The organism is Streptococcus mitis, assembly GCF_965111725.1.
GTDB classification, from domain to species: Bacteria; Bacillota; Bacilli; order Lactobacillales; family Streptococcaceae; genus Streptococcus; species Streptococcus mitis_DV.
On sequence record NZ_OZ217341.1, the window covers coordinates 1,321,178 to 1,345,868 of the forward strand.

Consider the following 24,691-nt stretch of genomic DNA (forward strand, 5'->3'; position numbering starts at 1 on the left):
GTGAACAATTCACAAATCAAATACATTTTCATTCTCTACTTAATACTATGCTTATTCATCTTTTGTTCAAAGATCGTCGTGATAATCTGACGTAGTTCTTCTCGTTCTTTTTCTGGGATTTCACCACTTGTTTGAGCTGCAGCGTAGAGTTCAGGGTGTTCAATTGAAATGCGTTTAATCGTACGTGTCGTAGCATGTTTTCTGACAAAAAATGGGATTCGCTTAATCAAGTCTTGTGGTACTAGCGCAAGAATCTTCTCAGCAGTTTCCTTGTCACTAATCTTAGACGTCGTCAGCCCATTCTTTATCATTTCCTGTTCTTTTTCTGTAAAATCTTTTAATTCCATCTGATTGATCCTCCTATTTTCTCTAAGTTAAATTATAAACCAATCCAGATAAAACTACAAATGGACTGTTTGGAAATAGGTGCAATACTGTAAGGACTAGTCTGTTCTTTAATTATAAATCTTCCTCCTCAGTCACTTCCCATACTTCTGATTGATAGCCATTCCCATCAATATCGTATCTTTGGATATAGCCAATAAATGTTTCATTTTTTCGTGGTTTCTGGCTATTAACGATTGAAATAACCCACCAACTCATCAAAAATAGAAATAAAAATCCTAAGATTACTGTCATATCATAACACCATTAAAGTTTAACCCACTTATCGTTATCCATGATAAAAGGCTGAGCCAGTCCCTCGCCTGTATAATCCGCATACTTGGTACCTAAATACTTGTAACAATCTTCCTTGCTGGCAAATTTAATCGCTTGGTAGGGCTCTTCGAAAGTCAATTTCTCTACAAATAAGAAACCGTCATCAGCAGGCACTAAGACGCCAACGTGGTCTACAAACAGATACTCACCATCCAGATTGTCATGCAAGACTACAGACAGCATTCGAGCTTTTTCGTTGAATTGAAATTGGGAGAAGAATGTTTCCATCTTTTCAGTGTGAACCTTGACATCTGTAGTTGCTTCAGTTGAAACTCTCGAAAATAGAATATCAAACTCTTCCTTATCTTGAGAATCAAAGACCTTTCCCTTATCAATCGCATCATTATCTAGGAAAAGCAATTGGTCATTCTTTTCAAGCTTGGGAATGGTGACTGAATTTTTCAAAAGACAATAACTATTGATACGGCAGTTGGTCCCAACGAAATCTCCCTTCTTTTGATTCCAGAGATGACTGATTTTCTCAACATCGTATTCGGTGTGAGTAAAGGAAGTGAAATCTCCTGATAAGCCAGTTGAGCCAACAATGGTATTGTAATCATTAACGAGATTAAAAAAGGCATCAACACTTTTTGGATCCAAATGGGCTGATAAGAGAGATTTGACCTCTTCTGTACTTACCTGATTGTTTAGGTTGGTGTATGAAGCTTTCCATGGAACTTTCGTTGAACTACTTTGCCTTTGACTCGTCCCATTCGAAATTGTAGCATCTTGTTGACAAGCAGCCAAGCCTAAAAACAAGGCTGAACAGAGTCCTAATGTGGCTAATTTTCTTGATTTCTTCATCTTTTTCTCCGATTTGTTTTTTTTGTTATTTCCTTAAGCTTGATTTAATTATAGTAGGCGTTTCGTGCTCTGTCAACAAATTTTTTATGAAAACACAACAAAGTTTTCATTTTCTTGGATTTCGTGTTATGCTTTACTTACAAAAATAGAAAACGATTTCATCCGTGGATAAAGAAGAGATTGCGATTGTTACATGCGAAAAATAAAACAATATAGACTAGTAATGGTTAGACTCAATAAGAATTGGGTACTAAGATAGGTATAAATAAAAACGCCATTGGAAATTATGAAAAGGGTTAGGTCTACTAAGAAAAATACTATATTTGACTTAGCTAAAGTATTCAGTAGCTTGATTGATGCCCTCTTTCCTCCAGTTCAAAAGGATTCTCCTAGCGATATCCAATCCATCTACGACCAACGGGCATCACCCAGACAAGGTAAAATCCTGACCTATGCCGAGAGGCAACTGTATGAGCAGAAAAACGAAGATAAACGAAGTATCGTAAAAATCATCAGACTGGACGACTACTTACTCTCGTGTTAGGTGTGGTTTATATATGCAGGTAGCCGCTCGATATAGGACGACGATTTAGATATGGAGTTTCCATTCTATGAGAATGAAATCCCAGACGACTACGACGCAATCGCTTATGTCGTCAGCAGGTCCATGGAGTCAAAGATAAGAAACAGCGACTACCTATTTATCAAAAATCCCCCACAGATTGACTATAATACCATCGGCATCTTCCAAGTAGACGGTGCTAACTATGTCAAGAAACTCTGCCAAGGCTACCTCAAAAAAACTCAATCCCGAATATCCCGACATCCACCTAGACGAAAGCAACCATATTCGTACTATCGGAAAAGTTGTCAGGCTGTATAGGGAGAATTAAAAAAGGGGGAGAATGGCGATATAAAACAAACAGATTTTAAAGGATTCGAAAAACTTTGAAAAAGTTCATTCTACATTTCAAAAAAAGAATAAGTGAGCTAAAGCAGATTAGATTTTGTTAAACAATAGTGATATGTAAATTTAGAGAAAGGCATTTAAGATCACTTTTCAAAAGGCAAATACTAAACTAGCGAAACCGATAAATCAGCCCCTTAGTTCCCATATTTTCAGGCACACACTCCTTAGTACACTAGCTGAGAAGAATATCCCATTAAAAGCTATAATGGTTAGAGTAGAACACAAAGACGCTAAAACAATAAACAACATCTACACTCACGTAAGTAAAAGAATGGAGCAAGCTGTTTTGGAGGTTTTAAATACCATATCATTAAATCGAAAATATATCAGATCGAATCTAGACAAGTACATTACGATTGCTAAAACATTTATAGAAATTCATTTGACTTTCCTAATCAATTTGTGCATATCTGACTTCATACTAAATGAAAATCAAAGAGCAAACTAGGAAGCTAGCCGCAGGTTGCTCAAAGCACTGCTTTGAGGTTGTAGATAGAACTGACGAAGTCAGCTCAAAACATGGTTTTGAGGTTGTAGATGAAACTGACGAAGTCAGTAACCATACCTACGGTAAGGCGAGGCTGACGTGGTTTGAAGAGATTTTCGAAGAGTATCAATCCATTATGAAAGTTTTGCCTCTTTCTTACCCTCTATACAAAAAAGCCTATCACACAAGCTCTAAAGCTGGGTATGATAGGTTTTTATATTTTTCTTAACGTACTGTGCGGATACGCATTGTATTTGTGCGAACAGCTTCTCCTACTGGCACACCAGCAACGATAACGATATCATCGCCTGACTCAACGAGACCTGCTTCTACCGCTTTACGTTCAGCGATTTCGAACATATCGTCAGTTGAAGATGGAGCATCTGTCAACATTGGGATAACACCCCAGTTCAACATCAAGCCGCGTTCTGTCAATTCGTCGAATGTCAATGCCAAGATGTCAGCATTTGGACGGTATTTAGAAATCAAACGTGCAGTGTGACCTGTCTTAGTAAGAGTTACAACCAATTTAATGTCCATTGAGTTAGTCGCATCTTTAACAGCAGAAGCCATTACTTCTGTCTTAGAGTTACGCTCAAATGAATCTGAATCCAAACGTCCGTATTCATTAAGAAGAGTTTGAGCGTTCTTATCGATTGTAGCCATTGTAGTTACTGACTCAAGTGGGTATTTACCGTTTGCAGACTCACCTGAAAGCATTGTAGCGTCAGTTCCGTCGATAACAGCGTTAAATACGTCTGATACTTCTGAACGAGTTGCACGTGGTTTTTCAGTCATTGTTTCAAGCATGTTTGTTGCAGTGATAACAACTTTACCTGCAGCGTTCACTTTAGTGATGATCATTTTTTGGTAAACTGGAACCATTTCGAATGGTACTTCGATACCCATGTCACCACGAGCAATCATGATACCATCAGCAGCTTCGATGATTTCATCCAAGTTATCGATACCTTGTTGGTTTTCGATTTTAGCGAACAATTGAACATGTCCGTTTCCAGTTTCTTCACAGATTGCACGAACTTCGTTTACGTCTTTTGCAGTACGTACGAATGAAATAGCGATGAAGTTGATACCTTGTTCAAGACCAAAGCGGATATCGTCGTTATCACGTTCAGCAAGAGCTGGGAAAGGAATCTTAGTGTTAGGAATGTTCACACCTTTTTGTTTAGCAATTACGCCATCATTTTCAACTTCAACTTCAAACTCACGAGTTGCGTCATCTTTAGCAACCACACGAAGACCAAGTTTACCATCGTCAACCAAAACTTGACGACCAACTTCAACATCATCATAGATATCAAGAGCACCAGCAACGTTCAACGCAATCACTTCACGAGTTGATTTGATTCCTTGTTTAGTTGCAACACGAATTTTTTCACCAGTTTTGTATGAATACTCTTTAGCTTCACCTTCGAACAATTCTGTACGGATTTCAGGTCCTTTTGTATCAAGAAGGAAACCAACTTTTTTACCTGCAAGTTTTTCAGCAAGTTTAACAGTTGCCATACGCTCACCTTGTTCTTGGTGGTCACCGTGTGAGAAGTTGAAACGGAATGTGTTAGCACCAGCTTCAATCAATTTAGCAATGTTTTTAGCTGAAGCTTCAACATCAAGTTTTTCACCCCAGTATCCGTCCTCACCGAATTTTTTACCACCACGGATTTCTACCGCAGGACCCAAAGTTGCAACGATTTTTACACGTTTGTTCATGATTTTTGTGACTCCTTTATATATATGACCTTTTTGGTCTTATTAACTAAATTGTAAATTATGACAAGCTCTTATTCAAGCTAGATAGCTCAATATCGGCTTTGTGTGGGTTGTTAACCACAATCTTACCTTCTGCAGTAAGGCTAAACAATGCTCCTTCTTCTGCAGTACCAAGAATTGGATTTTCAACCATTTTCTCGTTACGGATACCAACCGCAACACCACCGATACCTTCTTTAAGAAGTTTAACAGCATGCGCACCCATACGTGACGCCAATACACGGTCACGCGCAGTTGGAGAACCACCACGTTGAATATGTCCAAGTTCTGTCACACGAAGGTCGCTTGTATCTCCAGCTTCTTTTAGTTTTTTACCAAATTCAGCTGCTGACATCACACCTTCTGCCAAGACAATGATGTTGTGTTTTTTACCACACTCATAACCACATTTAATGCTTTCTACGATATCTTCAATCTTGAATCCTTCTTCAGGAATGATGATTTCATCAGCACCAGTTGCAATACCAGCCCAAAGAGCGATATCACCAGCGTTACGTCCCATAACTTCAATAACAAAAGTACGACGGTGACTTGATGATGTATCACGAATCTTATCGATAGCATCCATAGCAGTTGTAACCGCTGTGTCAAAACCGATTGTAAAGTCAGTACCAACGATATCGTTATCGATTGTACCTGGAAGACCGATAGCTGGGAAGCCATGTTCAGTCAAACGCATAGCGCCGTGGTAAGATCCGTCACCACCGATAACAACTACACCTTCAATTCCGTGTTTTTTCAATTGCTCAATCCCTTTAAGTTGCCCTTCAAGTTGAGCGAACTCTGGGTAACGAGCTGAGTGAAGGAAAGTACCACCACGAGAAATGATGTCTCCTACTGAAGCTGCATCTAGGGGATGAATTTCACCGGCAACCATACCAGCATATCCGTCATAGATACCAAACACTTCCATTCCTTCTGAAATTGCTTGACGAACAACTGCGCGGATGGCAGCGTTCATACCAGGGGCGTCTCCACCACTAGTCAAAACAGCAATACGTTTCATATTGGTTTATGCTCCTTTATCTTTTAACATTCTTCTTGATTATACCACATTTGATTTTAAAATTCTTCTATTTTCCGTATTTTTAGCGATAAATCGTTTTCATAACGATTTCATTCAATTTCGCTTCTAATTCATTGGATTTAGCTACAAAATGATGGGGAGAAACGATTGTTTTCTGTTCCTCTTCATACCTGATAATGACTGGGATTGGGCCTTTATATTGGTCTAAAATACGTGAAATTTCTTGATCCGAATCATGATTCTTCACCTGTATCCAAAAGCGTTCAGCAACTGCTTCTCTTATTTCTTGTGCAATCATTTGCAGACGGCCATCACGTGACTGGATTTTTCCTTTTATATAGTAGAAGGCTCCCTCTTTTATTTCCTGCCCAACTTGACGATATAAGTCTGAAAAGAGAGTGACATCCAATTTTTTCTTACTATCATCTACCTGTAAGAAAGCCATGTTTTCGCCCTTTTTGGTACGAATTACTTTTATTTTCTGAACTTCAACCAAAATAATAGCATAGCTATTTTCTGACAAATTTCCGATTGGTGTAATCGGGTAAATAGCTTTACTTGCAATAGTTTGTAGGGGATGTTTGCTGACACCTATCCCTAAAAGCTCTTGTTCCATATAGAATTTTTCTTGTTCCGTCCAATCTTCCGATTCCTGCCAACTATAAATGGTATCACCAAACAAGCTTCCTAACTCTTTCACAAATTCAAATAGATTAACTAAATTATTGAATACTTTTTGACGATTTTTTTCAAATGAATCGAAAAGACCAACTTTTACCAAAGGTTCTAGAAGAGGAAGTTTCAAATAATTTTCAGGTAATTTAGCTATAAAATCTTCAATGTTAGAATAAGGTCTATTTTCAATAATCCAAAGCGCCAAATCCTTGCTGACTCCTTTAATCGATTTCAGACCTAGATAGATGGACTTGTTGGCAATTTTATCGTGATAGGGAATGGTGTTGATGGACAGAGGCGCTACTTCAAAGCCTGATTCTAAGGCATCTGTTAAGTAATCACTGTTGGCAGAATTCAACATGACCTGATAAAAAATGGCTGGATAATGCGTTTTGAAATAAGCCAACTGGAAGGCCAAGGCTGAGTATGCATAGGCATGAGATCTATTAAATCCATAACCTGCAAACTTCTCCATGACATCAAAGACCTGCTCTGCCTTTTCCGCAGTATGACCAGCATCTAATGAACCTTGAATAAAGGAAGCCCTCATCTCATGCATGGCAGAGGCATCCTTTTTCCCCATAGCCCGACGCAAAATATCGGCTTTCCCAAGACTAAATCCAGCAAAACGCTGGGCAACCTGCATAACCTGCTCCTGATAGAGCATAATTCCGTAAGTTGGAGCCAAAATATCCTCCAGTACTGGATCCAGAACAGTCACTTCTTCCTGCCCATGCTTTCTTGCCACAAAATTATTGATATAATCACTAGCACCTGGTCGATTTAGGGAAGTAGTCGCTACGACATCTTCAAAACAAACTGGTTGGACACGTTTTAGCAGGCGAATGGCACCAGGTTGCTCAAATTGAAAAATACCTTTTGTATTGCCAGAAGCAAATAAAGCTAACGTTTCTTTATCTTCCAAATCGATTTCTTCAATTTTCAAGTGAATACCTTCTGTTTCAGCAAGCAACTCTTGCATCTTCTGGACAAAGGTCAAATTTCGTAGCCCCAGAAAATCCATCTTCAAAAGTCCACTTGCTTCAACTCCATGAGCATCATACTGAGTCAGTGGAATTTCATCACCATGCTTTAGAGGAATGTAGTTGGTCAAATCTTGGTCACTGATTACAACACCAGCCGCATGGACAGAGGTTTGTCTTGGATAGCCCTCAATCTTGCAAGCAATCTCAAAGGCTTTTTGGTATTCTAACTTACTATTGATTTGCTGACGAAACTGGAGATTGCCCTCATAGGCCGACTTAAGATTGTCCCGAAAACTGATTTTCTTAGTAATTGCAGATAATTCATACTCTGGAACACCAAAGCGTTTCAAGACATCACGCAGAGCTTGCTTGGCTCCAAAGGTTGAAAAAGTAACGATTTGAGCAGCATGTTTACTGCCATATTTATTGCCAACATACCTGATAAAATCTGGACGATAAATATCAGGAATATCTATATCAATATCAGGCATGGTATAGCGTTCACGATTGAGAAAGCGTTCAAAAATCAGATTTTTCTCTACTGGGTCAATCCCTGTGATATCTAAGGCATAGGAAACCAAGCTACCAACTGCAGAACCCCGTCCCATACCCATATAATAGCCATTCGATCGTCCAAAACGCAGCAAATCCCAGACAACCAAGAAATAATCATCAAAGCCCATATCATGAATAACAGCCAATTCTTGGTTTAGACGGTCTTGATATTCTTTACTAGACAATTCCTTCTGAGCAAGCCCCAGTTCAGCACGTTCTCTCAACTCCTCTACTGCTGGTCTCGCTGGATTAAAACGAGGAAGTTTCAAACTAGTATCCAAATCATAAGAAATGCCTGAAATCAGCTTTTCTAAATTGTCTAAGGCTTGCGGAAATCGTTCTTGGAATAGTTTCTCTAAAGAACTTGCTGATATAAGGACATCTTGTCGTGAGCGCAAGGGAACTTCTCTGAGCGGTAGGTTTTCTTTAATCGCTGTTAAAACTTGAAGAACTTCTCTATCCCTGCTTTCAAAAGCGTTGACCCGATAAAGAGGCAAAATAGGATGATGAAATTCGCTTGTCAGTGTTTCTGGATAAACTCCAATATAGTAATCACAGCCTAGTTCTAACGACTCCAGTCCATCAAAATAAGGCATAATGACCGCAATATCCTCCAGATACTGGGACAGGACTGACCAACTTTTCTCACCCTGCATCTTGGCTGTTGAAAGCTTCATCAACTGCTGATAGCCCACACTAGATAGAGCTAAAAAGCGCAAATTCACTTCCTGCTCATCCACAAATACAGTCATTTCAAGCCCTAGTAAAGGATGAATACCGTATTTTTTTGTAATCTCTAGAAAGTCGAAAGCACCGTAAAGATTATCAATATCCATCATGGCCAGATGAGTGTAGCCGTATTCTTTAGCTGCTCTCACATACTTGTCAATCGAAATGACGCTCTCCATAAAACTATAGACTGTTTTTGTATCTAGTTGTGCGATCAATTTACACTTCTCCTCTATCCTTCTCACTATATTATACCATTTTCACCTATAAAAGGCTTCTCTTGAGAAAAATTTCATCAGCTTACTAATTTACTTTCTATTCATTTGTATTTTTGTCATCATTTTTTATATTTATACTATATTATATATAAAAATAGAAAACATATAATATAAATCTCCTAGAATTTTTATATTATACCTATTATATATTATATCTATTATTACACTGTTCTCTATATTGAATTTAGCACTTTATTCATTTTTATTGGATTATTTCCTTTTACAGTTAACAATTCCCTTTCTGCTTTTTTTTTGATATAATAACCTTAACTATCATTCTATATGGAGGTTCTATGCGTTTTAATCAATATAGTTATGTCACTTTTCCAAAAGAAAATATCTTATCTGAACTAAAAAAATGTGGCTTTAATTTACAAAACACAGCCAATCCCAAGGAATTACTGGAAACTTTTTTACGTCGCTTTTTTTTCACTTATGAGAACACCGACTATCCACTCTCCTGCTTAGCTATAGATAAAGAAACTAACATATTAACTTTTTTCAAATCTGACAAAGACTTGACAGCAGATATTTTTTATACTGTCGCCTTTCAACTTTTAGGCTTTTCTTATTTGATTGACTTCGAAGACAGTGAAGCTTTTCGTAAAGAGACTGGATTTCCTATTGTATACGGTGACTTGATTGAAAATCTCTATCAGTTACTCAATACTCGCACCAAAAAAGGGAATACCCTGATTGATCAACTGGTAAGCGACAGTCTTATCCCTGAGGATAATGACTATCACTACTTTAACGGCAAGAGTTTGGCTACTTTTTCTAGCCATGATGTCATTCGTGAAGTCGTTTACGTTGAGTCTCGTGTCGATACCGACCAAAAAGGTCTACCAGACTTAGTCAAGGTTAGCATTATTCGTCCTCGTTTTGATGGAAAAATCCCTGCCATCATGACAGCCAGCCCTTATCATCAGGGAACCAATGACAAGGCAAGCGATAAGGCTCTCTACAAGATGGAGGGCGAGCTTGAGGTAAAACCTGCTCATAAGATTGAACTAGAGGAACCTCAACTCAATCTCGTCCAACCTCAAGGTCAAGCTGAGCTTGTGGCTGAAGCTGAGGAAAAGCTAAGTCACATCAACTCTAGCTATACTCTTAATGACTATTTCCTTCCACGAGGTTTTGCCAATCTCTATGTTTCAGGTGTTGGTACCAAAGACTCTACTGGTTTCATGACTAACGGAGACTACCAGCAAATCGAGGCTTATAAAAATGTCATTGATTGGCTAAATGGCCGTTGCCGTGCCTTTACCGACCATACGCGCCAGCGTCAAGTCAAGGCTGACTGGTCAAACGGAAAAGTAGCTACAACTGGACTTTCCTATCTAGGTACCATGTCCAATGGTCTGGCGACTACAGGTATCGATGGTTTAGAGGTTATCATTGCTGAGGCTGGCATTTCTTCATGGTACAACTACTACCGTGAAAACGGTCTGGTGACTAGCCCAGGTGGTTATCCAGGTGAGGACTTTGACTCCCTTGCTGAACTAACCTATTCTCGTAATCTCTTGGCTGGCGACTATATCCGTGGCAATAAAGCTCACCAAGCTGACTTAGAAAAAGTGAAAGCTCAGCTAGATCGAAAAACTGGGGACTATAACCAGTTTTGGCATGACCGCAACTATCTGCTCAATGCCCATAAAGTAAAGGCAGAGCTTGTCTTTACTCATGGTTCTCAGGATTGGAATGTCAAACCACTTCATGTTTACCAGATGTTCCATGCTCTTCCTACTCATATAAATAAGCACCTCTTTTTCCATAATGGCGCCCATGTGTATATGAACAATTGGCAATCAATTGACTTCCGTGAATCCATGAATGCCTTATTGACTAAAAAATTACTGGGACAAGATACAGATTTCCAACTTCCTACTGTCATTTGGCAGGACAATACAGCTCCTCAGACTTGGCAGACTCTTTCTTACTTTGGAAATCAAGAAAGCTCAGAAATTTTCTCACTTGGTCAAGAAGAGCAAGCTATTCAAAACCAGTACCCAGATAAGGATTTTGAGCGCTATGGAAAAACCTACCAGACCTTCAATACGGAACTCTATCAAGGAAAAGCCAATCAGATTACTATTGACCTTCCTGTGACTAAGGATCTTCACTTGAACGGTCGAGCTCAACTCAATCTTCGTATCAAATCCAGCACAAACAAGGGGCTTTTATCTGCTCAACTACTGGAACTTGGTCAAAAGAAATACCTACAACCTTATCCTGCTGTTTTAGGTGCTAGAACCATTGATAATGGACGCTACCACATGTTGGAAAATCTCTGTGAATTACCAATTAGACCAGAGGCACAACGAGTCGTGACAAAAGGTTACCTCAATTTACAAAATAGAAATGATTTACTGTTAGTAGAGGATGTTACTGCAGATGAATGGATGGATGTGCAATTTGAACTACAACCTACTATTTACAAGTTAAAAGAAGGAGATACTCTTCGTTTAGTCCTCTATACTACTGACTTTGAAATCACCATACGTGACAATACTGACTACCACCTGACTGTCGACCTCTCTCAGTCCACACTTACCATACCTCACTAAAAAAGGAGTTAAATTATTATGAATAAATCTGAACACCGACACCAACTCATACGCGCTCTTGTTGCAAAAAACAAGATTCATACACAGGCTGAATTGCAATCCCTTCTTGCTGAGAACGACATTCAAGTGACCCAGGCAACCCTCTCACGCGACATCAAAAATATGAACCTATCAAAAGTCCGCGAAGAAGATAACGCTTATTATGTTCTTAATAATGGTTCTACCTCAAAATGGGAAAAACGTTTGGAAAACTATATGGAAGATGCCCTCATCATGTTGCGACCTATTCAGCACCAAGTCCTACTCAAAACTCTTCCTGGTCTAGCACAATCGTTCGCTACAATTATTGATGCTCTCGATTTCCAATATATTATCGCAACCCTTTGTGGTGATGATGTTTGCCTTATCATCTGTGAAGATACAGATGCTGCTCAAAAGTGCTTTGAAGAACTGAAAAAATTCGCCCCACCATTTTTCTTTGAAGAATAATAAATGACTACAACTAACAATTATGCTTAAAAAAACCTGGTAGAAAGGCTTTAACGTCAGAAAACGCATAGTATCAAGTGTTTAAAACCCTTGATACTATGCGTTTTGCTTTATCCTAGGAAGATTTATACTCTTCGAAAATCTCTTCAAACCACGTCAACGTCTCCTTACCGTAGGTATGGTTACTGACTTCGTCAGTCTTATCTACAACCTCAAAACAGTGTTTTGAGCTGACTTCGTCAGTTTCATCTACAACCTCAAAACAGTGTTTTGAGCAGCCTGCGGCTAGTTTCCTAGTTTGCTCTTTGATTTTCATTGAGTATTACTTCATTTTCTCCTGCAATTGAATTCTTGCTCAGCTTTTTGTTTTCTATTTCTTTAAAATCAAAGTAGCTCGTTTGTTAATAACTCGATCAACAAACATCGTGGTACAAGTATCTACTTTGAAATTTATCAGCCACTTAAAAACTGATACTGTATTCTAGGAAAACGATGACATTCTTCCTAATAAAACTTCTCATATATAAGATAAATTTCTACTCTTTTTAATTTTAAATGAGTCTCAGTATGGCAATCACTTTAGAATTTAAGCCACTTCTCCAGCTCGATCATTGATGAGCTCAATGGTTTGAACAATATTACGAAGTACTGGTAGTTGGTGTTGGAAGAGTAGTTGAACAGATCCATGAGATTTAAATGGCTCTTGCGTTAACACTTTCATCTCTAAGCAACCATTTTCTACAATGTAGTCTACAATCAATTTTACAAATGAAATCTGCCTGGCATTAAGGTTCTCATCCGACAAAAATTTAGAAAAAATACGATTGGCAGACTCTCTATCTAAGCCAATAATCTCACGCACCAATCTCGGAATTGCCTTATTTTCATAATGATGTTGGTAGTCTGCTTTGCTACCTAATTTTTCCCAGAGCAATTTTTCAAGTGCAAGCATATCATCAGATGTCAACTTTTTATTATGGTATAGCTTAGAAATGGACTCTTCATCCAGATGAGTTTTCAAATAATGCTCAACTTTTTCATTGTAGGACCGAAGATCGTTGACCTGCAAAAATGCTGTGGTCTCGTGAACAGTGGAGAGTATACGATCTTCAAAGTTAACATAGTAGGGTTTACGGTCTGTTTTATCCAAAAACTGTAATAAATCTCGAATAGCAAGACGAATTTTTTCCAAATCAGACAAGCTAACTTCTTTCCAAAATTCAGGCTCCTGTACTTTCCTGATAATTTCAGCCTGCTCAAAAATCTGCGGGATATTGCCAATAGCAGAAAGAGCTCTAGCCGTCTTCATCACTTGGGAAATATGAACAGTATAAGATTTAGCTGTCAGTTGCCCTAACTGAATATGAAGTAAGCACAAATCAAATCTCCTCGCCATCTCATCTTCTTTATCTTCATCAAATAAAAGCGGAGAGAGATTTTTTTGAATGGTTTCACTTGTAACAGCAGTTAGATTCTGCCAACTTTCCAATTTCCTATAGCTATAAACTGTATCTAAAACCATACGAACCCTGAAGTCCAACTCATTTAAGCTCTCTATACGACCTTGAAGTTCTGAAATAAGCTCCTGACGGTATGCTCTCGCAAACTGATCTTCTTGGTATTGGAGTCCCTGAAGTTCTCGAATCAAGTCCACTTTGATATTAAATAAACGCTGAGTCAACGAAACAATGTGACGACCCTCTCCATCTCTTGGATCTGCACGAAAATAATCAAAATTGTCCCCATAATCAAATACCAAGAAGTTTTCCTTATCCTGCTCAGGTCCAAATAAATCTTTACATAGACGGGTTCCTCGACCAATCATCTGCCAAAACTTAGTTTTAGAGCGTACTTTCTTGAAGAAGACTAAATTAACAACCTCTGGTACATCAATACCTGTATCTAACATATCGACAGAAATCGCAATTTGAGGATACTTCTCCTTAATTTTAAAATCATCAATCAAGGTCTGATAATGCTTAATACTATAATCAATTACCTGAGCATAATCGCTCCCTTTTTCAGGATAGCGGTTGTTAAAAATGCCTCTGATATATTCCGCATGGTCATGATTTTTAGCAAAAATAATAGTTTTACCAATTTCATCACCCGAAGCTGTCTGAATTCCTCTTGTCATGAGTTCATTTAAAACAATTTCTACTGTACTTTTATTGAAAATAAAGGAATTAAATACACTCCCATCAATATCTTTTTCACAGCTATCGTCTTCAAATTTGCTATCAAAATGTTCCTTTTCTTCTTCGGACAAATCATCATAATGTAGACCATCCGTAGGTAGTTTCAGTTTGGTTTCGATAGAATGATAGGCTACTAAATATCCGTCTTTAACAGCCTCTTCCAAATCATATGCATATGTTGGAACACCATTCTCCAAATTAAAGAATCCATAGGTGTTTTTATCTAAATCTTGACGCGGAGTAGCTGTTAAGCCTACAATCCTTGCATCAAAATAATCAAAAATGGACTTGTATTTCTGATAAATAGAACGGTGAGATTCGTCAATTATGATAAGGTCAAAATGCCCAACAGTGAAAGGGCGTTGATTTACTTCTTCTTGACCACTAATCGCTCCAATCATAGTCGGATAAGTTGAAAAGACCATGCGACTTGATTGAGCTCCTTCTTTATCTTCTAAAAAGTTACAAACGGAAAGATCTGGGAGTAATTTTCTAAACGAATCATAGGCTTGCTTAACCAAAGAAGTCCTATCGGCTAAGAAGAGAACGTTTTTTACCCAGTTATGACGTGATAAGATATCAACTAGAGAAACTGCTGTACGAGTTTTCCCAGCCCCAGTTGCCATAACCAAAAGTGCCTGTCTACGATGATTAGAGAAAGCTTCACAAACGCTTGCAATCGCATGTTTTTGGTAGTGACGCCCGGAAATATCGTCCCTAATTTTACTAGAAATATCCTCAAGTGGTTTTTGAAGATGACGTCTATCCATCACTAATTGCAATTCTTCTTGAGAGTAAAAGCCTGCAATCTGGCGGCGGTTCGGACCATCAAGTATATAGTGCTTCAACCCATTTGTAATAAAGCAAATTGGCTGATAGCCGATATGTTTCTCCAAAGCTTCAGCATATTCTTTGACCTGTACTTCCCCTACTTCTGGATTGACAGAGGCTTTTTTAGCCTCCACAATCGCTAAAATTTTCCCATTTTTACCATAAAGTACATAGTCACAGTAACCAATTCCTGAACCGTGCTTGAGACCATCAACGGCTATCTCAACACGACAGTTTTCTTCAAATATCCATCCTGCTAGACGGATATCGATATCAATAAAGAGCTTTCTTGTCTCTGCCTCAGATAATTGATCAATATGGAAAGGCACATCTTGCCGTTGCGCTGCAGTCTCACGTTTTTCAGTATAAGTCTCTTGAACTTCTACGGACTGAGCAGCCATCTGTTCATGAAAATCAGGCAGTTCTGGTAAACTGTCTTGTAACCTTATCATAGATTGTGGAGTTTCTCGGTATTTGATGTTTGCTGAAAGTGGTAAGCACTTCTCATCAAAATAACGCTCCACAAACTCATTGCTGTAACAATAATCGATAAAATTAACAAACTGATACAAATGATGCAAAGCTAAAATCGCTTCTCGTTCCTTAATTTCACCACCATGAGCAGCATGGTTTCCCCATCGAATCAACAGAACTATCTGCTTGTGGAGTTCAGAATCTACGATATCCCTAAAATCATCATCCCATACTAAAGAAGATAGAGTAGCACGATAGGGAGCTTCTAAATATGAATCGTGACTATATATCCAATGGACAGCCTGCTCTAAAGCACGACGCGCCATAAAGGCAGTAGCCACAGTTGATGTAGCAATCATATTCTCAGCTTCAATGCAAGGTTTTGAAAAAGATTCATATTCGTCATTTTTTAAAAGAAAGCTAAAATTTCCCATTTTTTTCTCACTTTAAACAAATAGTTTAGCTATATTATACTAAATTTCAAGCTATTTCTCCACACTTTTATAGCTATCTCACAAGCAAATTGTGATTTGTCGACCTGGGCTACAAAGTCTGCGAACTCATTTTGGAGGGAAAGAGGGGGGAGGGGGACTCTAATTTGTAAAAATTTTGATTTCGAAATATTTTTCATACTCCCACTAGTTCCAGAGGCAATTCTCTTAATTTTTAATTTTGTTTTCTCATTTGTAATAAGCTTCCATAAGAAAACTGGATTTACTCGATCATTCAAAATAACCTTCCATAATCTATCTGGCAAATATATATTATCACTATTGATAGCCCAAACATACCCAGCAGCCCCAACTAGTTCAGAAGTGTTCATACGACTAATAATTACATCCCCTATTTCAACTTTATGTTCATCTAAGGGAATATAGTCAATTGGTAAATTTTTTACTTCAGATGAATTAAAATAATCGTACGATACAGCTCCTGTTTTTAATACTTTATTCTTATTATTTTCCTCACCAGCTAAACTTTTACCTGCTCTTAGTTCTTTTATATATGTATCTAAGAATACTGAGTCAGGATACTCTTCGAACATCTCGTTAAATCGGGATTTGACAAGGTTTGATAATTCCGTGTATTGCTGACTTCTTTTTGAAATTAGATAATCTATTTTCTCAAAATTCTGAATAATATTTTCTTGTTCAGAAACACTCATCATTGGAATCTGGGCATCTGATAAATTATTTAGTTTAATATACTTTATAACTCCTCCAATTGATTGGTATCGTAAAACTTCTATATACTTATCAAGAAAGTAGTATAGATATTTCATTCTTACATTAGAATTACTAGTCAAAATATAGGTTCTCTGATAAGCATTAAATTTTCCTTTATAATACTTAACATTTAAATCCCCATTTCCAGCTACTAAAACTACCTCACCGTCATAAGCGTATTCGTTAATCCTTGAAATTTCTTTAGCTGTTGTAAAAAAAGGATACTTACCTCCGAAAACTGCCGCATTAGCATCCAATTTACCAGTTTGAATAGAAACTAATTGCCCTAACTTCACTTTCTTCATGCAACCACCTCCTCGGAATATCGGGATTTACTTTTAAGAGATGAATTTTTGGTGTGAATGCTTGACATTATTTTGATTGACCATGGCATAGGCCAGGGTTGTGTCAATCTTGCTATGACCTAGCAGTTTTTGGACTTGTTCGATAGGCATACCTTTATCAATTGCCTTAGTCGCTAAAGTTCTTCTGAACTTATGTGGGTGAACCTTTTGTATACCGAGTTTGTCTCCTAACTTTCTTAAGCGAATCTCTACACCAGCAATTCCAAGCCTCTGGACTTTTCCAACTAACGTTACAAAAAGAGCAGGGTGACTATCTTTTCTGTCGTTAAGATAGTTTCTTAAATGAATTTTCGTCCGAGCGTCAAAATATACTGGTCTCTCCTTCTTTCCTTTACCAAAGACAACACACTCTCTGTTTTCAAAATCAATATCTGAACGATTCAACTGTACAAGCTCCCCTACACGCATACCTGTCGATGCTAGTAGGTCTATTATTGCCAAATCTCTCAAATTTTCACAGTTATCGCGCATAATTTCCAAATGTTCATCAGTATAAGTTTCCTTCACATTTTGCTCAGTCTTAATTTTCTTTATCCGTCGAATGGGATTTTTAATGATATATTCCTCTTGCTCAAGCCAAGCAAAAAAAGAAGACAATATACGCCTAATATTGTCTAAATTCGCCTTACTACAATCCTTTTCAGACTGGTAATTTGCTAAATAACTCCTTAAATCATCTGTTGTGAGTTGTGTCACAGACTCCTTAATACCATTAAACAAGTTTTCAATCGTCCTCTGGTAATAACGAATTGTTTTTGAGCTACAGCCCTCTACCTGTTTGGCAGTGATAAAGAGTTGCAACAGGTTATTATTCGAATACTTCTGCTGCTTTTTTCCGTCTACTAGATGATGTTCTAAACTCTCTCTCAATGCTAGTAATTGTTCATTATTTAAAAGAGGTAACATTTCTTGCATGATAATTGTAACTTTTGATTCCATAATTTTTCACTTTCTTATTCATCAATAAAAAGAGACAATATCAGTTTCTGCATTACAGAATTCTAATATTGTCTGTTCATTTATTTTCTTGTTCTCATTCAAATCCAGCATACTAGATTACTTTTTGACCTTTTCTCTAACAGAATGTTCAGAAACCCATTTGGAGTAGCTTATCATTTTTTCATCAGTTAAAGCTTCTACCGCGATGGTTACACACATTTTTACTGCTTCTTCTACCGTTACAGAAAAACGATAGCCATTTAATTGTAAAAATTTGACCAAAACGAAGAAAGCAGTTCTTTTATTAGCATTAGCAAAAACATGCTTCTTTATCAATTGGACAAATAGTATCGTTGCTTTATCAAAAATTGTTGGATAAAGAGGCTTCCCAAAGACAAATTGTTCTGGTAAGTTCACAATCATATTTAAGGCAGAAGGACTAACTGTTTGAATTTTCTCATTTGGAGAATACCGTTGAATTGCTAAAGCATTTATTTTTTCAATTTGCTTTTCTGTCAGATAGATTGTCATTTTTCCACCAAAGCTTTGAAAACATCGTCGTATTCGTCAAATATTTTATCTAAATTTAAGTCAAAGGCATCATCAGATACATAAGAAACCTGCTGCCCCAATTCTTCAGGAGTAAAGATAATCTCACCACTTGGTAACAATTTAGCTTCGTATTTTACACCACTTGGAATATTAAATTCACTTGGAATCGTAATGGTGATTGAATTTCCTTGTTTTCTTGTTTTTACTACCATCTGATTTCCTCCTTTATTGTATTATAACAAATCATTACGGTAATTACAATGGCAGAATATCAGCCAAAATACTCCTGCATCAGAGATTTCTTCAAAGTTTCAAGCTCTTCCAGAGATTTTTGGATTGCCAATTGTGATTTGTCGACCTGGGCTACAAAGTCTGCGAACTCATTTTGGAGGGAAAGAGGGGGGAGGCGGATGGAAATATTTTGTAATTCTTTTGCATTTATATTAGCTTGATTAACAGCACCTTTCGCGATGTTCCTTAGAAACTTCTTTGTACTAGGAAAATTTAAAAATTCAGAGAGGTATCTAGGATTTAAAATATTATTCTTTGTTCTGATACGAATAATATAACCTGCAATAACCATATCATAATCTAATTCATAGATACATGTTTTCCCAACTAATTCCAGACTATTTGTACGATTAAATAGTACATCCCCTTTTCTTACAACATACTTTTCTAAGTCCTCCTCTGGAATATCTATATGTTTTAAATTCTGTATGTTTAACTGACCACCTTCAGTTATATTATTCATTCTTAAATATCCGTATTTACCGTTAAGAGTAGCCGGTAAACTAGTTCCATATCGGACTTCTTCAACTAATTCTCCAAGTCTTTTTAATGGAAAGTTTCTTAGCATAAACATCTCGTTAAATCGGGATTTTACGAGCAAGTTTAGTTCATCTAACTGCAATTTTCTTTTAGTAATAAGCCTTTTAATCGTATTAAGAATACAAATAATGTTCTCTTGTTCTTCGATACCTAGCAATTCTAATTGTAAATCAAGTAATATATTCTTGTTTAAATGAGGAATTGTTGCACCTGTTGAATGATCTCGTAAATACTGCGATTTACTTTCCAAAAAGACTCCCAAGTAATCTGATATAATTTTTTCTTTGTATCGCTCATTCTTTTTTAAGACCGTAATTGTACTACCAACAGCTCCCGATAACCCATAGCCAACTGTTCCTGCATTAGCACCATCCCATGCTATCAGAATATCATCTGGAAGTGCTTCAGTCATATTTAAACTTTCAGTGAATTTTAAATTATTATTATTTCTTAAATCATCTATTTGAATATAACGTTGGCTTAGGGTTGTTTGTTCAGCAAGTACAGTGGCTTTCTTGCCTTTTTTTAGAGATAAGACTTCCCCCAACTTCACTTTTTGCATACAGCCACCTCCCTACTTGAGTAATTTTTCTAATTCAGCCAAGCCAGCTTGAATTTCTTTTTCTAAATCATTGATTTTCTTCAAGATGACCTCTGTTGGTTCATACTCAACTTTTTCATACTCAATCTCTTTATATTTATTGATAGACAAATCATAATCATTTTCCTTTATCTCATCAACTGGAACAAAGAAAGATTGATCCGTTCTCTGACGTTCTGCTTCTTTTTCAAGATGATGAAAACGTTCGATAATATCTGGAATATCATTGTCGCTAATCGGTTGTCGCTTATCATCCAAACTTAAACCATCCGCTTTCATATCGTAAAACCAGACCTTGTCAGTACCACCATTGCCAGTTTTTGTAAAGATGAGAATGGCAGTTGAAACTCCAGCATAAGGCTTGAAAACACCACTAGGCATTGAGATTACAGCATCAAGCTTATGGTTCTCTACAATTTCCTGACGAATTCCTTTATGAGCTTTCGACGAACCAAAAAGGACACCATCAGGTACGATAACTGCTGCTCGTCCACCTGGTTTTAAAGTTCGCAAGAAAAGAGAAAGAAAGAGTAATTCTGTTTTTTTGGTTTTTACGGTTGCAAGAAGGTCATTAGAGGTTGAATTGTAGTCAAGTGAGCCTTTAAAAGGAGGATTTGCTAAAACCAAAGTATATTTATCGGCTTCTTCATTATCTTGAGACAGCGAGTCAAGGTAACTGATTTGTGGATTTTCTACTCCATGTAGCATCATGTTCATCGCCCCAAGTCTCAACATAGTCGTATCCGTATCATTTCCATGAAACATCTGATTATGAAAATGATTGATATTATCTGTATTGGTTTCCCATTCATCTTTCTTACGCTTTAAGTAACGGCTAGCAGATACTAAGAAGCCAGCAGAACCCATAGCGGGATCTGAGATGATATCTTTGATGGTCGGTTGCATCAACTCAACCATCATATCGATGATGTGACGAGGTGTACGGAACTGTCCATTTTTACCTGCGGTCGACAATTTTGATAACAGATATTCATAGATATCTCCGATATCAGTAATACTTTGTTTGTCATTATCAAAATCTACATCTAATCCCCTAGTTGGAAATGCATCTAAGATAGAAATTGCCTTTTGAAGCGTAGCAGGTTTATTTATTTGAAAAATAGCTTCTCGCATATATCGTGAAAAGGCTGTATCATCTGTATCCCCCTTGAGATTTTTAATAAACGGAAAAATCTCCTGAGTCATTAAACGATAAACTTCCTGAGCATCTCCTATATTTTTAAAAGTTGACCAACGGTATTCAGGTTTATCTTTTGGAAAAACTCCCTCATAAGGAATCCCTAAAAATTCAGCATCACTTTCACGTCCAAGCTCGACACTATCCAAATCTTTCATAAATAAGAGATAAGTCAACTGTTCAATATTTGTTAAAGGATTTGCGTTTCCTTCTGTCCAAAGAATTTCCCACAGCTGATCGATTTTATTTTTTAATTCGCCTGTAATCATATCTTCCCTTTTCTTTAGTTTTTAAAACTTAGTAATATCATTATTTTATCAGATTTCAAACAAAGCTTCAATTAACTATATCTATGCGTCACCTGAATATTTTAATAGACTTGTTTGGTATCTTGAAAACTATATCGTATAGGTATCGTCATGGATCCTTTTAGCTGATTTACGGATACGAAAACACAATACTATGACTAAATTGAAATGTTAAAATTCAATTTCTGACCACCTAATCCTGCTTCAAATAGTTATCGAACAAGTTTTATGATAGCTACCTTGTTAGGATGCTCTTATTTTTTATCAGACAAAACAAAAGGATTAAGGGAGTGAATTTCCTTAATCCGATAGTTCTTATTCTTGACGTTGTCCGAAATCAGCAATCATCTGCTCCATTTCTTGTCGACTCGGAGTTGTCAGCATATAAAGGTAATCCCCTTGAAGTTCCGCAAAGGCAGCTGGCATGATTTTTTTAACCTTGAACTGCTGACTGTATTTGGCAAGCAAGTCCTCCTCAGAATAGACATAATGAGCATTTGCACGACGTGATGTAGCCAAACAATACTGAGCTTCAAACTCTGACACTGGGAACTCTTCTCCTGCGACAATCGCCGCATAGCCTCGGTAGAGGTCCAAGGAATGAGCAAAGTTATAAACATCAATAGTGAAACCACCTGCAGGGCGGTTATTGTACTCAATGGCGATGTAATCATCCCCTTCACGGAAGAACTCAATATGGAAGAACCGTTCTTTCATACCAAATTCTTTGACAATTGCCTCACCATATTTACGTAATTTAGGATCCATCTCCTTTAGCACATAGTAGGAATTGTCCATCTTGTAAATCATGAGATCCAGCGGTGTATAGGCGTAGTCGAAGGTTGTTGAGAAGACAATCTTACCATCCTTGTCCACAAGACCATCAAAGGTACAAATTTCACTAGAGGTGACAAATTTCTCGAAGAAATAAACAGTTGAATGGTCCCATTCTTGCTTGAAGTGATTGATATCGTCTTCTGTCTCAAGTTTAAAGGTGGCGGCCGCTCCAACTCCATTGTCAGGTTTGGCAATCATTGGAAGGCCGATTTCGTTCACTGCTTGATCAACATCTGCTTCCGTCTTGATAACAGCTCCAGGGACCACAGGGACACCTGCTTTTTTGAAAAGCTTCTTCATTTCAGACTTAAATTTCGTCTTTTTGAGATCCTCTGGTTTAGCACCAAAAACATTGAATTGTTCTCTGAGTGTTGCGTCTAGCTCAAGCCAGTATTCATTATGAGATTCGATGCGGTCGATAGGGCCATGTCTATAAAAGAGAAAAGCAACTGCTCGTTTGACTTCGTCTATGTTCTCAAGGTTATCTACACGGAAATACTCGGTTAGGCTATTGCGCAAGGGCTCATCCAATTGCTCGTAAGGCTCTTGACCAATTCCCAAGACGGTGATGCCTTTATTGGCTAGTTCAATGGTAAACTGTTGAAAGTTTTGTGGATAGTAGGGAGAAATAACAAGGTAATTCATAGGTCACTCCTTTTATAAATAGAGATTTCCAAGGAAATAAGGCATTTGTTTGCGCCACCATTCCCAGTCGTGGGCGACATCGTGTCCCCATTCAGCAAACCAGGCTGGAATTTGTTTCTGGTCAAAGGCTTCTTTAAGCTTGTAGAAAGATGGTAGACCGTCTTGTTCCCAGGCACCAAGACCCGTACAAAGCACAATCTCTGCCTGACGGTAACGGTCAATAAACCAGCCGTCATTCTGGTTCCAGATATAATCTACTGGCGAGTTTTGGTAAATAGCATCGTCGTTGTAGTAATCGCCGACAAAGAAACGTGCGTCGTAAACACCACTGAGAGCAATCACCTTGGTAAAGACATCTGGATGCTGGAGGAAGAAATTGAGTGCATGGTAGGCGCCCATCGAGCAACCTGTCGTCATCATGCCATCAAACCAACCTGTCTTGTGCTTGATAAAAGGAATGGCCTCCTCAATCACATAACGTTCGTAGGCACGGTGCATTTCCGCTTGGTCATGACCGTTTTTCCAAGTGGCCAACCAGCTCTCACTATCCACACTAGATAGGGTAAAGAACTGGACACGACCTTCCTCGATAAAGGAAGCACAAGCATCAATCATGCCAAAATCATAGTATTCGTTGTGACTACCACCTGATGAAGCAAAGACCACAACTGGAATTCCAGTATGTCCATAACGATTGAGGTACATTTCACGGTTGAGATGGCCACTCCAGTGGCTAAGATGTTCAATATGCATTTCGTTTTTTCCTTTCTTAACTTACCATTTTTCTGCAAAAAATCTCAGACAATCTGGTAGATTTTCTGACCAAGGGATTTCACTATGGATGGCACCAGACTGAACCTTCAGCACAAGATTATCCAGATGTACTCCCCCTGCTATCAAATCATGGTAATAGCGAAGCGACGAGTCGATATAGGCTTGTTTGATATTGCCGGCCATCAAGGTCTTGTCTGTATCATCTGCTTCTTCTGTTCCTACATAGATGAAGATGCGCTGGTCAGGCGATAGTTTCTTGCGCTCAATATAGCGGTTAAAGGCTTCTTGGTGAAGCCAGTTGGCAGATGAAAAGACCCCTAAACAACCAATTTGGTCTTGGTATTCCAAACCGATAAACTGGGTAATATTGCCTCCTAGTGAGGAACCAATCATGGCCGTATGCTGGCGGTCTGCTTTTGTACGATAAGTTTCATCGATAAAAGGCTTGACCACCTCCATGACAAACTCAGCATACTCCACGCCCTTACCGCCAAATTGCTGTCCTGGGATTGGAGATTCTTGGAACTTCCAAGCCGCATACTCATTCATCCGCCCCATACCATCATTGTCAATAGCAACGACAATCATGCGACTGATATCCGGATTTCGTTTGATGGCTGGGATAATCTTCCATGAATGACCAATGAAAGACTCCTTGCTATAAAAAACATTTTGCCCGTCATGAAAGTAAACAACAGGATAGGAACGATTCGTGTCTTTCTCATAATCTTTAGGCAGAAGAACACGCACACGGCGCTCCTTACCTGTATAAGGAACCTTGAGTTTGTGTTCTTTCATTTTTAGATAAAAGTAGGATTGATTCATTGTCAGAAA

At 37.9% G+C, this 24,691-nt stretch carries 22 protein-coding genes and 1 pseudogene; 6 read left to right on the forward strand and 17 right to left on the reverse strand.

What is annotated here, in order from left to right; all coding sequences use genetic code 11:
* Nucleotides 1-35: 35 nt before the first annotated feature.
* The 3 genes from ACLV7Q_RS06535 to ACLV7Q_RS06545 all read right to left on the reverse strand — a co-directional run bounded on the left by ACLV7Q_RS06535 (nt 36) and on the right by ACLV7Q_RS06545 (nt 1,524).
* Nucleotides 36-347 (reverse strand): hypothetical protein, encoded by a 312-nt coding sequence (locus ACLV7Q_RS06535; protein WP_000420573.1) that lies wholly within the window; start codon nt 345-347, stop codon nt 36-38.
* A 112-nt stretch (nt 348-459) separates the two neighbouring features.
* On the reverse strand, nt 460-639 hold the full coding sequence (locus tag ACLV7Q_RS06540) for a hypothetical protein (RefSeq protein ID WP_218757769.1): 180 nt from the start codon (nt 637-639) through the stop codon (nt 460-462).
* Nucleotides 640-651: 12 nt separating this feature from the next.
* Entirely contained in the window at nt 652-1,524 is an 873-nt protein-coding gene (locus ACLV7Q_RS06545; RefSeq protein ID WP_218757768.1) for a DUF4300 family protein, read from the reverse strand.
* 286 nt (nt 1,525-1,810) lie between these two features.
* On the opposite strand from ACLV7Q_RS06545, the gene ACLV7Q_RS06550 reads away from it, so the two are divergent.
* From ACLV7Q_RS06550 to ACLV7Q_RS06565, 4 genes and pseudogenes are all read left to right on the forward strand, one after another.
* Nucleotides 1,811-2,068: an XRE family transcriptional regulator gene (locus ACLV7Q_RS06550; protein WP_225904741.1), complete on the forward strand. Its 258-nt coding sequence runs from the start codon at nt 1,811-1,813 to the stop codon at nt 2,066-2,068.
* A gap of 51 nt (nt 2,069-2,119) precedes the next feature.
* Nucleotides 2,120-2,251: pseudogene (locus ACLV7Q_RS06555) on the forward strand (S26 family signal peptidase); the annotation flags it as partial.
* 325 nt (nt 2,252-2,576) lie between these two features.
* Entirely contained in the window at nt 2,577-2,942 is a 366-nt protein-coding gene (locus ACLV7Q_RS06560) for a tyrosine-type recombinase/integrase (protein WP_218757830.1), read from the forward strand.
* Complete coding sequence (locus ACLV7Q_RS06565; protein ID WP_218757767.1) at nt 2,920-3,210, forward strand: hypothetical protein; 291 nt, start codon at nt 2,920-2,922, stop codon at nt 3,208-3,210. Before ACLV7Q_RS06560 ends, ACLV7Q_RS06565 begins: the two co-directional genes overlap by 23 nt.
* On the opposite strand, the gene pyk is transcribed toward ACLV7Q_RS06565, so the two are convergent.
* The 3 genes from pyk to ACLV7Q_RS06580 all read right to left on the reverse strand — a co-directional run bounded on the left by pyk (nt 3,207) and on the right by ACLV7Q_RS06580 (nt 8,962).
* Nucleotides 3,207-4,712, reverse strand: coding sequence for a pyruvate kinase (gene pyk / locus ACLV7Q_RS06570; RefSeq protein WP_218757766.1), 1,506 nt, complete (start codon nt 4,710-4,712; stop codon nt 3,207-3,209). The genes ACLV7Q_RS06565 and pyk overlap by 4 nt on opposite strands.
* 58 nt (nt 4,713-4,770) lie before the next feature.
* Entirely contained in the window at nt 4,771-5,778 is a 1,008-nt protein-coding gene (gene pfkA, locus ACLV7Q_RS06575; protein WP_000820862.1) for a 6-phosphofructokinase, read from the reverse strand.
* Between the two features lie 82 nt (nt 5,779-5,860).
* Entirely contained in the window at nt 5,861-8,962 is a 3,102-nt protein-coding gene (locus ACLV7Q_RS06580; RefSeq protein WP_218757765.1) for a DNA polymerase III subunit alpha, read from the reverse strand.
* A gap of 353 nt (nt 8,963-9,315) precedes the next feature.
* Between ACLV7Q_RS06580 and ACLV7Q_RS06585 the strand changes: the two genes are divergently transcribed.
* On the forward strand, nt 9,316-11,589 hold the full coding sequence (locus ACLV7Q_RS06585) for a Xaa-Pro dipeptidyl-peptidase (RefSeq protein ID WP_218757764.1): 2,274 nt from the start codon (nt 9,316-9,318) through the stop codon (nt 11,587-11,589).
* Between the two features lie 18 nt (nt 11,590-11,607).
* Nucleotides 11,608-12,078, forward strand: a complete 471-nt coding sequence (locus ACLV7Q_RS06590; RefSeq protein WP_218757763.1) for an arginine repressor — start codon at nt 11,608-11,610, stop codon at nt 12,076-12,078.
* A 115-nt stretch (nt 12,079-12,193) separates the two neighbouring features.
* On the opposite strand, the gene ACLV7Q_RS06595 is transcribed toward ACLV7Q_RS06590, so the two are convergent.
* The 11 genes from ACLV7Q_RS06595 to ACLV7Q_RS06645 all read right to left on the reverse strand — a co-directional run bounded on the left by ACLV7Q_RS06595 (nt 12,194) and on the right by ACLV7Q_RS06645 (nt 24,682).
* Complete coding sequence (locus ACLV7Q_RS06595) at nt 12,194-12,394, reverse strand: hypothetical protein (RefSeq protein WP_218757762.1); 201 nt, start codon at nt 12,392-12,394, stop codon at nt 12,194-12,196.
* Nucleotides 12,395-12,664: 270 nt separating this feature from the next.
* The gene (locus ACLV7Q_RS06600) at nt 12,665-16,015 is read right to left on the reverse strand and encodes a DEAD/DEAH box helicase family protein (protein WP_218757761.1); all 3,351 of its coding nucleotides are present in this window, start codon (nt 16,013-16,015) and stop codon (nt 12,665-12,667) included.
* Between the two features lie 29 nt (nt 16,016-16,044).
* Nucleotides 16,045-17,112 carry a restriction endonuclease subunit S gene (locus ACLV7Q_RS06605; RefSeq protein ID WP_411865998.1) on the reverse strand — a complete coding sequence of 356 codons (1,068 nt, stop codon included), beginning with the start codon at nt 17,110-17,112 and terminating at the stop codon, nt 16,045-16,047.
* A 33-nt stretch (nt 17,113-17,145) separates the two neighbouring features.
* Nucleotides 17,146-18,111: a site-specific tyrosine recombinase/integron integrase gene (gene xerA / locus ACLV7Q_RS06610; protein ID WP_023936148.1), complete on the reverse strand. Its 966-nt coding sequence runs from the start codon at nt 18,109-18,111 to the stop codon at nt 17,146-17,148.
* A gap of 117 nt (nt 18,112-18,228) precedes the next feature.
* A complete protein-coding gene (locus ACLV7Q_RS06615; RefSeq protein WP_050243478.1) occupies nt 18,229-18,642 on the reverse strand; it encodes a type II toxin-antitoxin system death-on-curing family toxin in 414 nt (137 codons plus the stop codon).
* Nucleotides 18,639-18,875 (reverse strand): AbrB family transcriptional regulator, encoded by a 237-nt coding sequence (locus tag ACLV7Q_RS06620; RefSeq protein ID WP_000260605.1) that lies wholly within the window; start codon nt 18,873-18,875, stop codon nt 18,639-18,641. Before ACLV7Q_RS06620 ends, ACLV7Q_RS06615 begins: the two co-directional genes overlap by 4 nt.
* Nucleotides 18,876-18,934: 59 nt before the next feature.
* Nucleotides 18,935-20,056, reverse strand: coding sequence for a restriction endonuclease subunit S (locus ACLV7Q_RS06625; protein WP_411865999.1), 1,122 nt, complete (start codon nt 20,054-20,056; stop codon nt 18,935-18,937).
* A 12-nt stretch (nt 20,057-20,068) separates the two neighbouring features.
* Nucleotides 20,069-21,562, reverse strand: a complete 1,494-nt coding sequence (locus ACLV7Q_RS06630) for a type I restriction-modification system subunit M (RefSeq protein WP_138702947.1) — start codon at nt 21,560-21,562, stop codon at nt 20,069-20,071.
* A 354-nt stretch (nt 21,563-21,916) separates the two neighbouring features.
* On the reverse strand, nt 21,917-23,083 hold the full coding sequence (locus ACLV7Q_RS06635) for an ATP-grasp domain-containing protein (RefSeq protein WP_218757584.1): 1,167 nt from the start codon (nt 23,081-23,083) through the stop codon (nt 21,917-21,919).
* A 12-nt stretch (nt 23,084-23,095) separates the two neighbouring features.
* Nucleotides 23,096-23,836 carry an esterase family protein gene (locus tag ACLV7Q_RS06640; protein WP_218757585.1) on the reverse strand — a complete coding sequence of 247 codons (741 nt, stop codon included), beginning with the start codon at nt 23,834-23,836 and terminating at the stop codon, nt 23,096-23,098.
* 21 nt (nt 23,837-23,857) lie between these two features.
* Complete coding sequence (locus ACLV7Q_RS06645) at nt 23,858-24,682, reverse strand: alpha/beta hydrolase (protein ID WP_218757586.1); 825 nt, start codon at nt 24,680-24,682, stop codon at nt 23,858-23,860.
* Between the last annotated feature and the right edge of the window lie 9 nt (nt 24,683-24,691).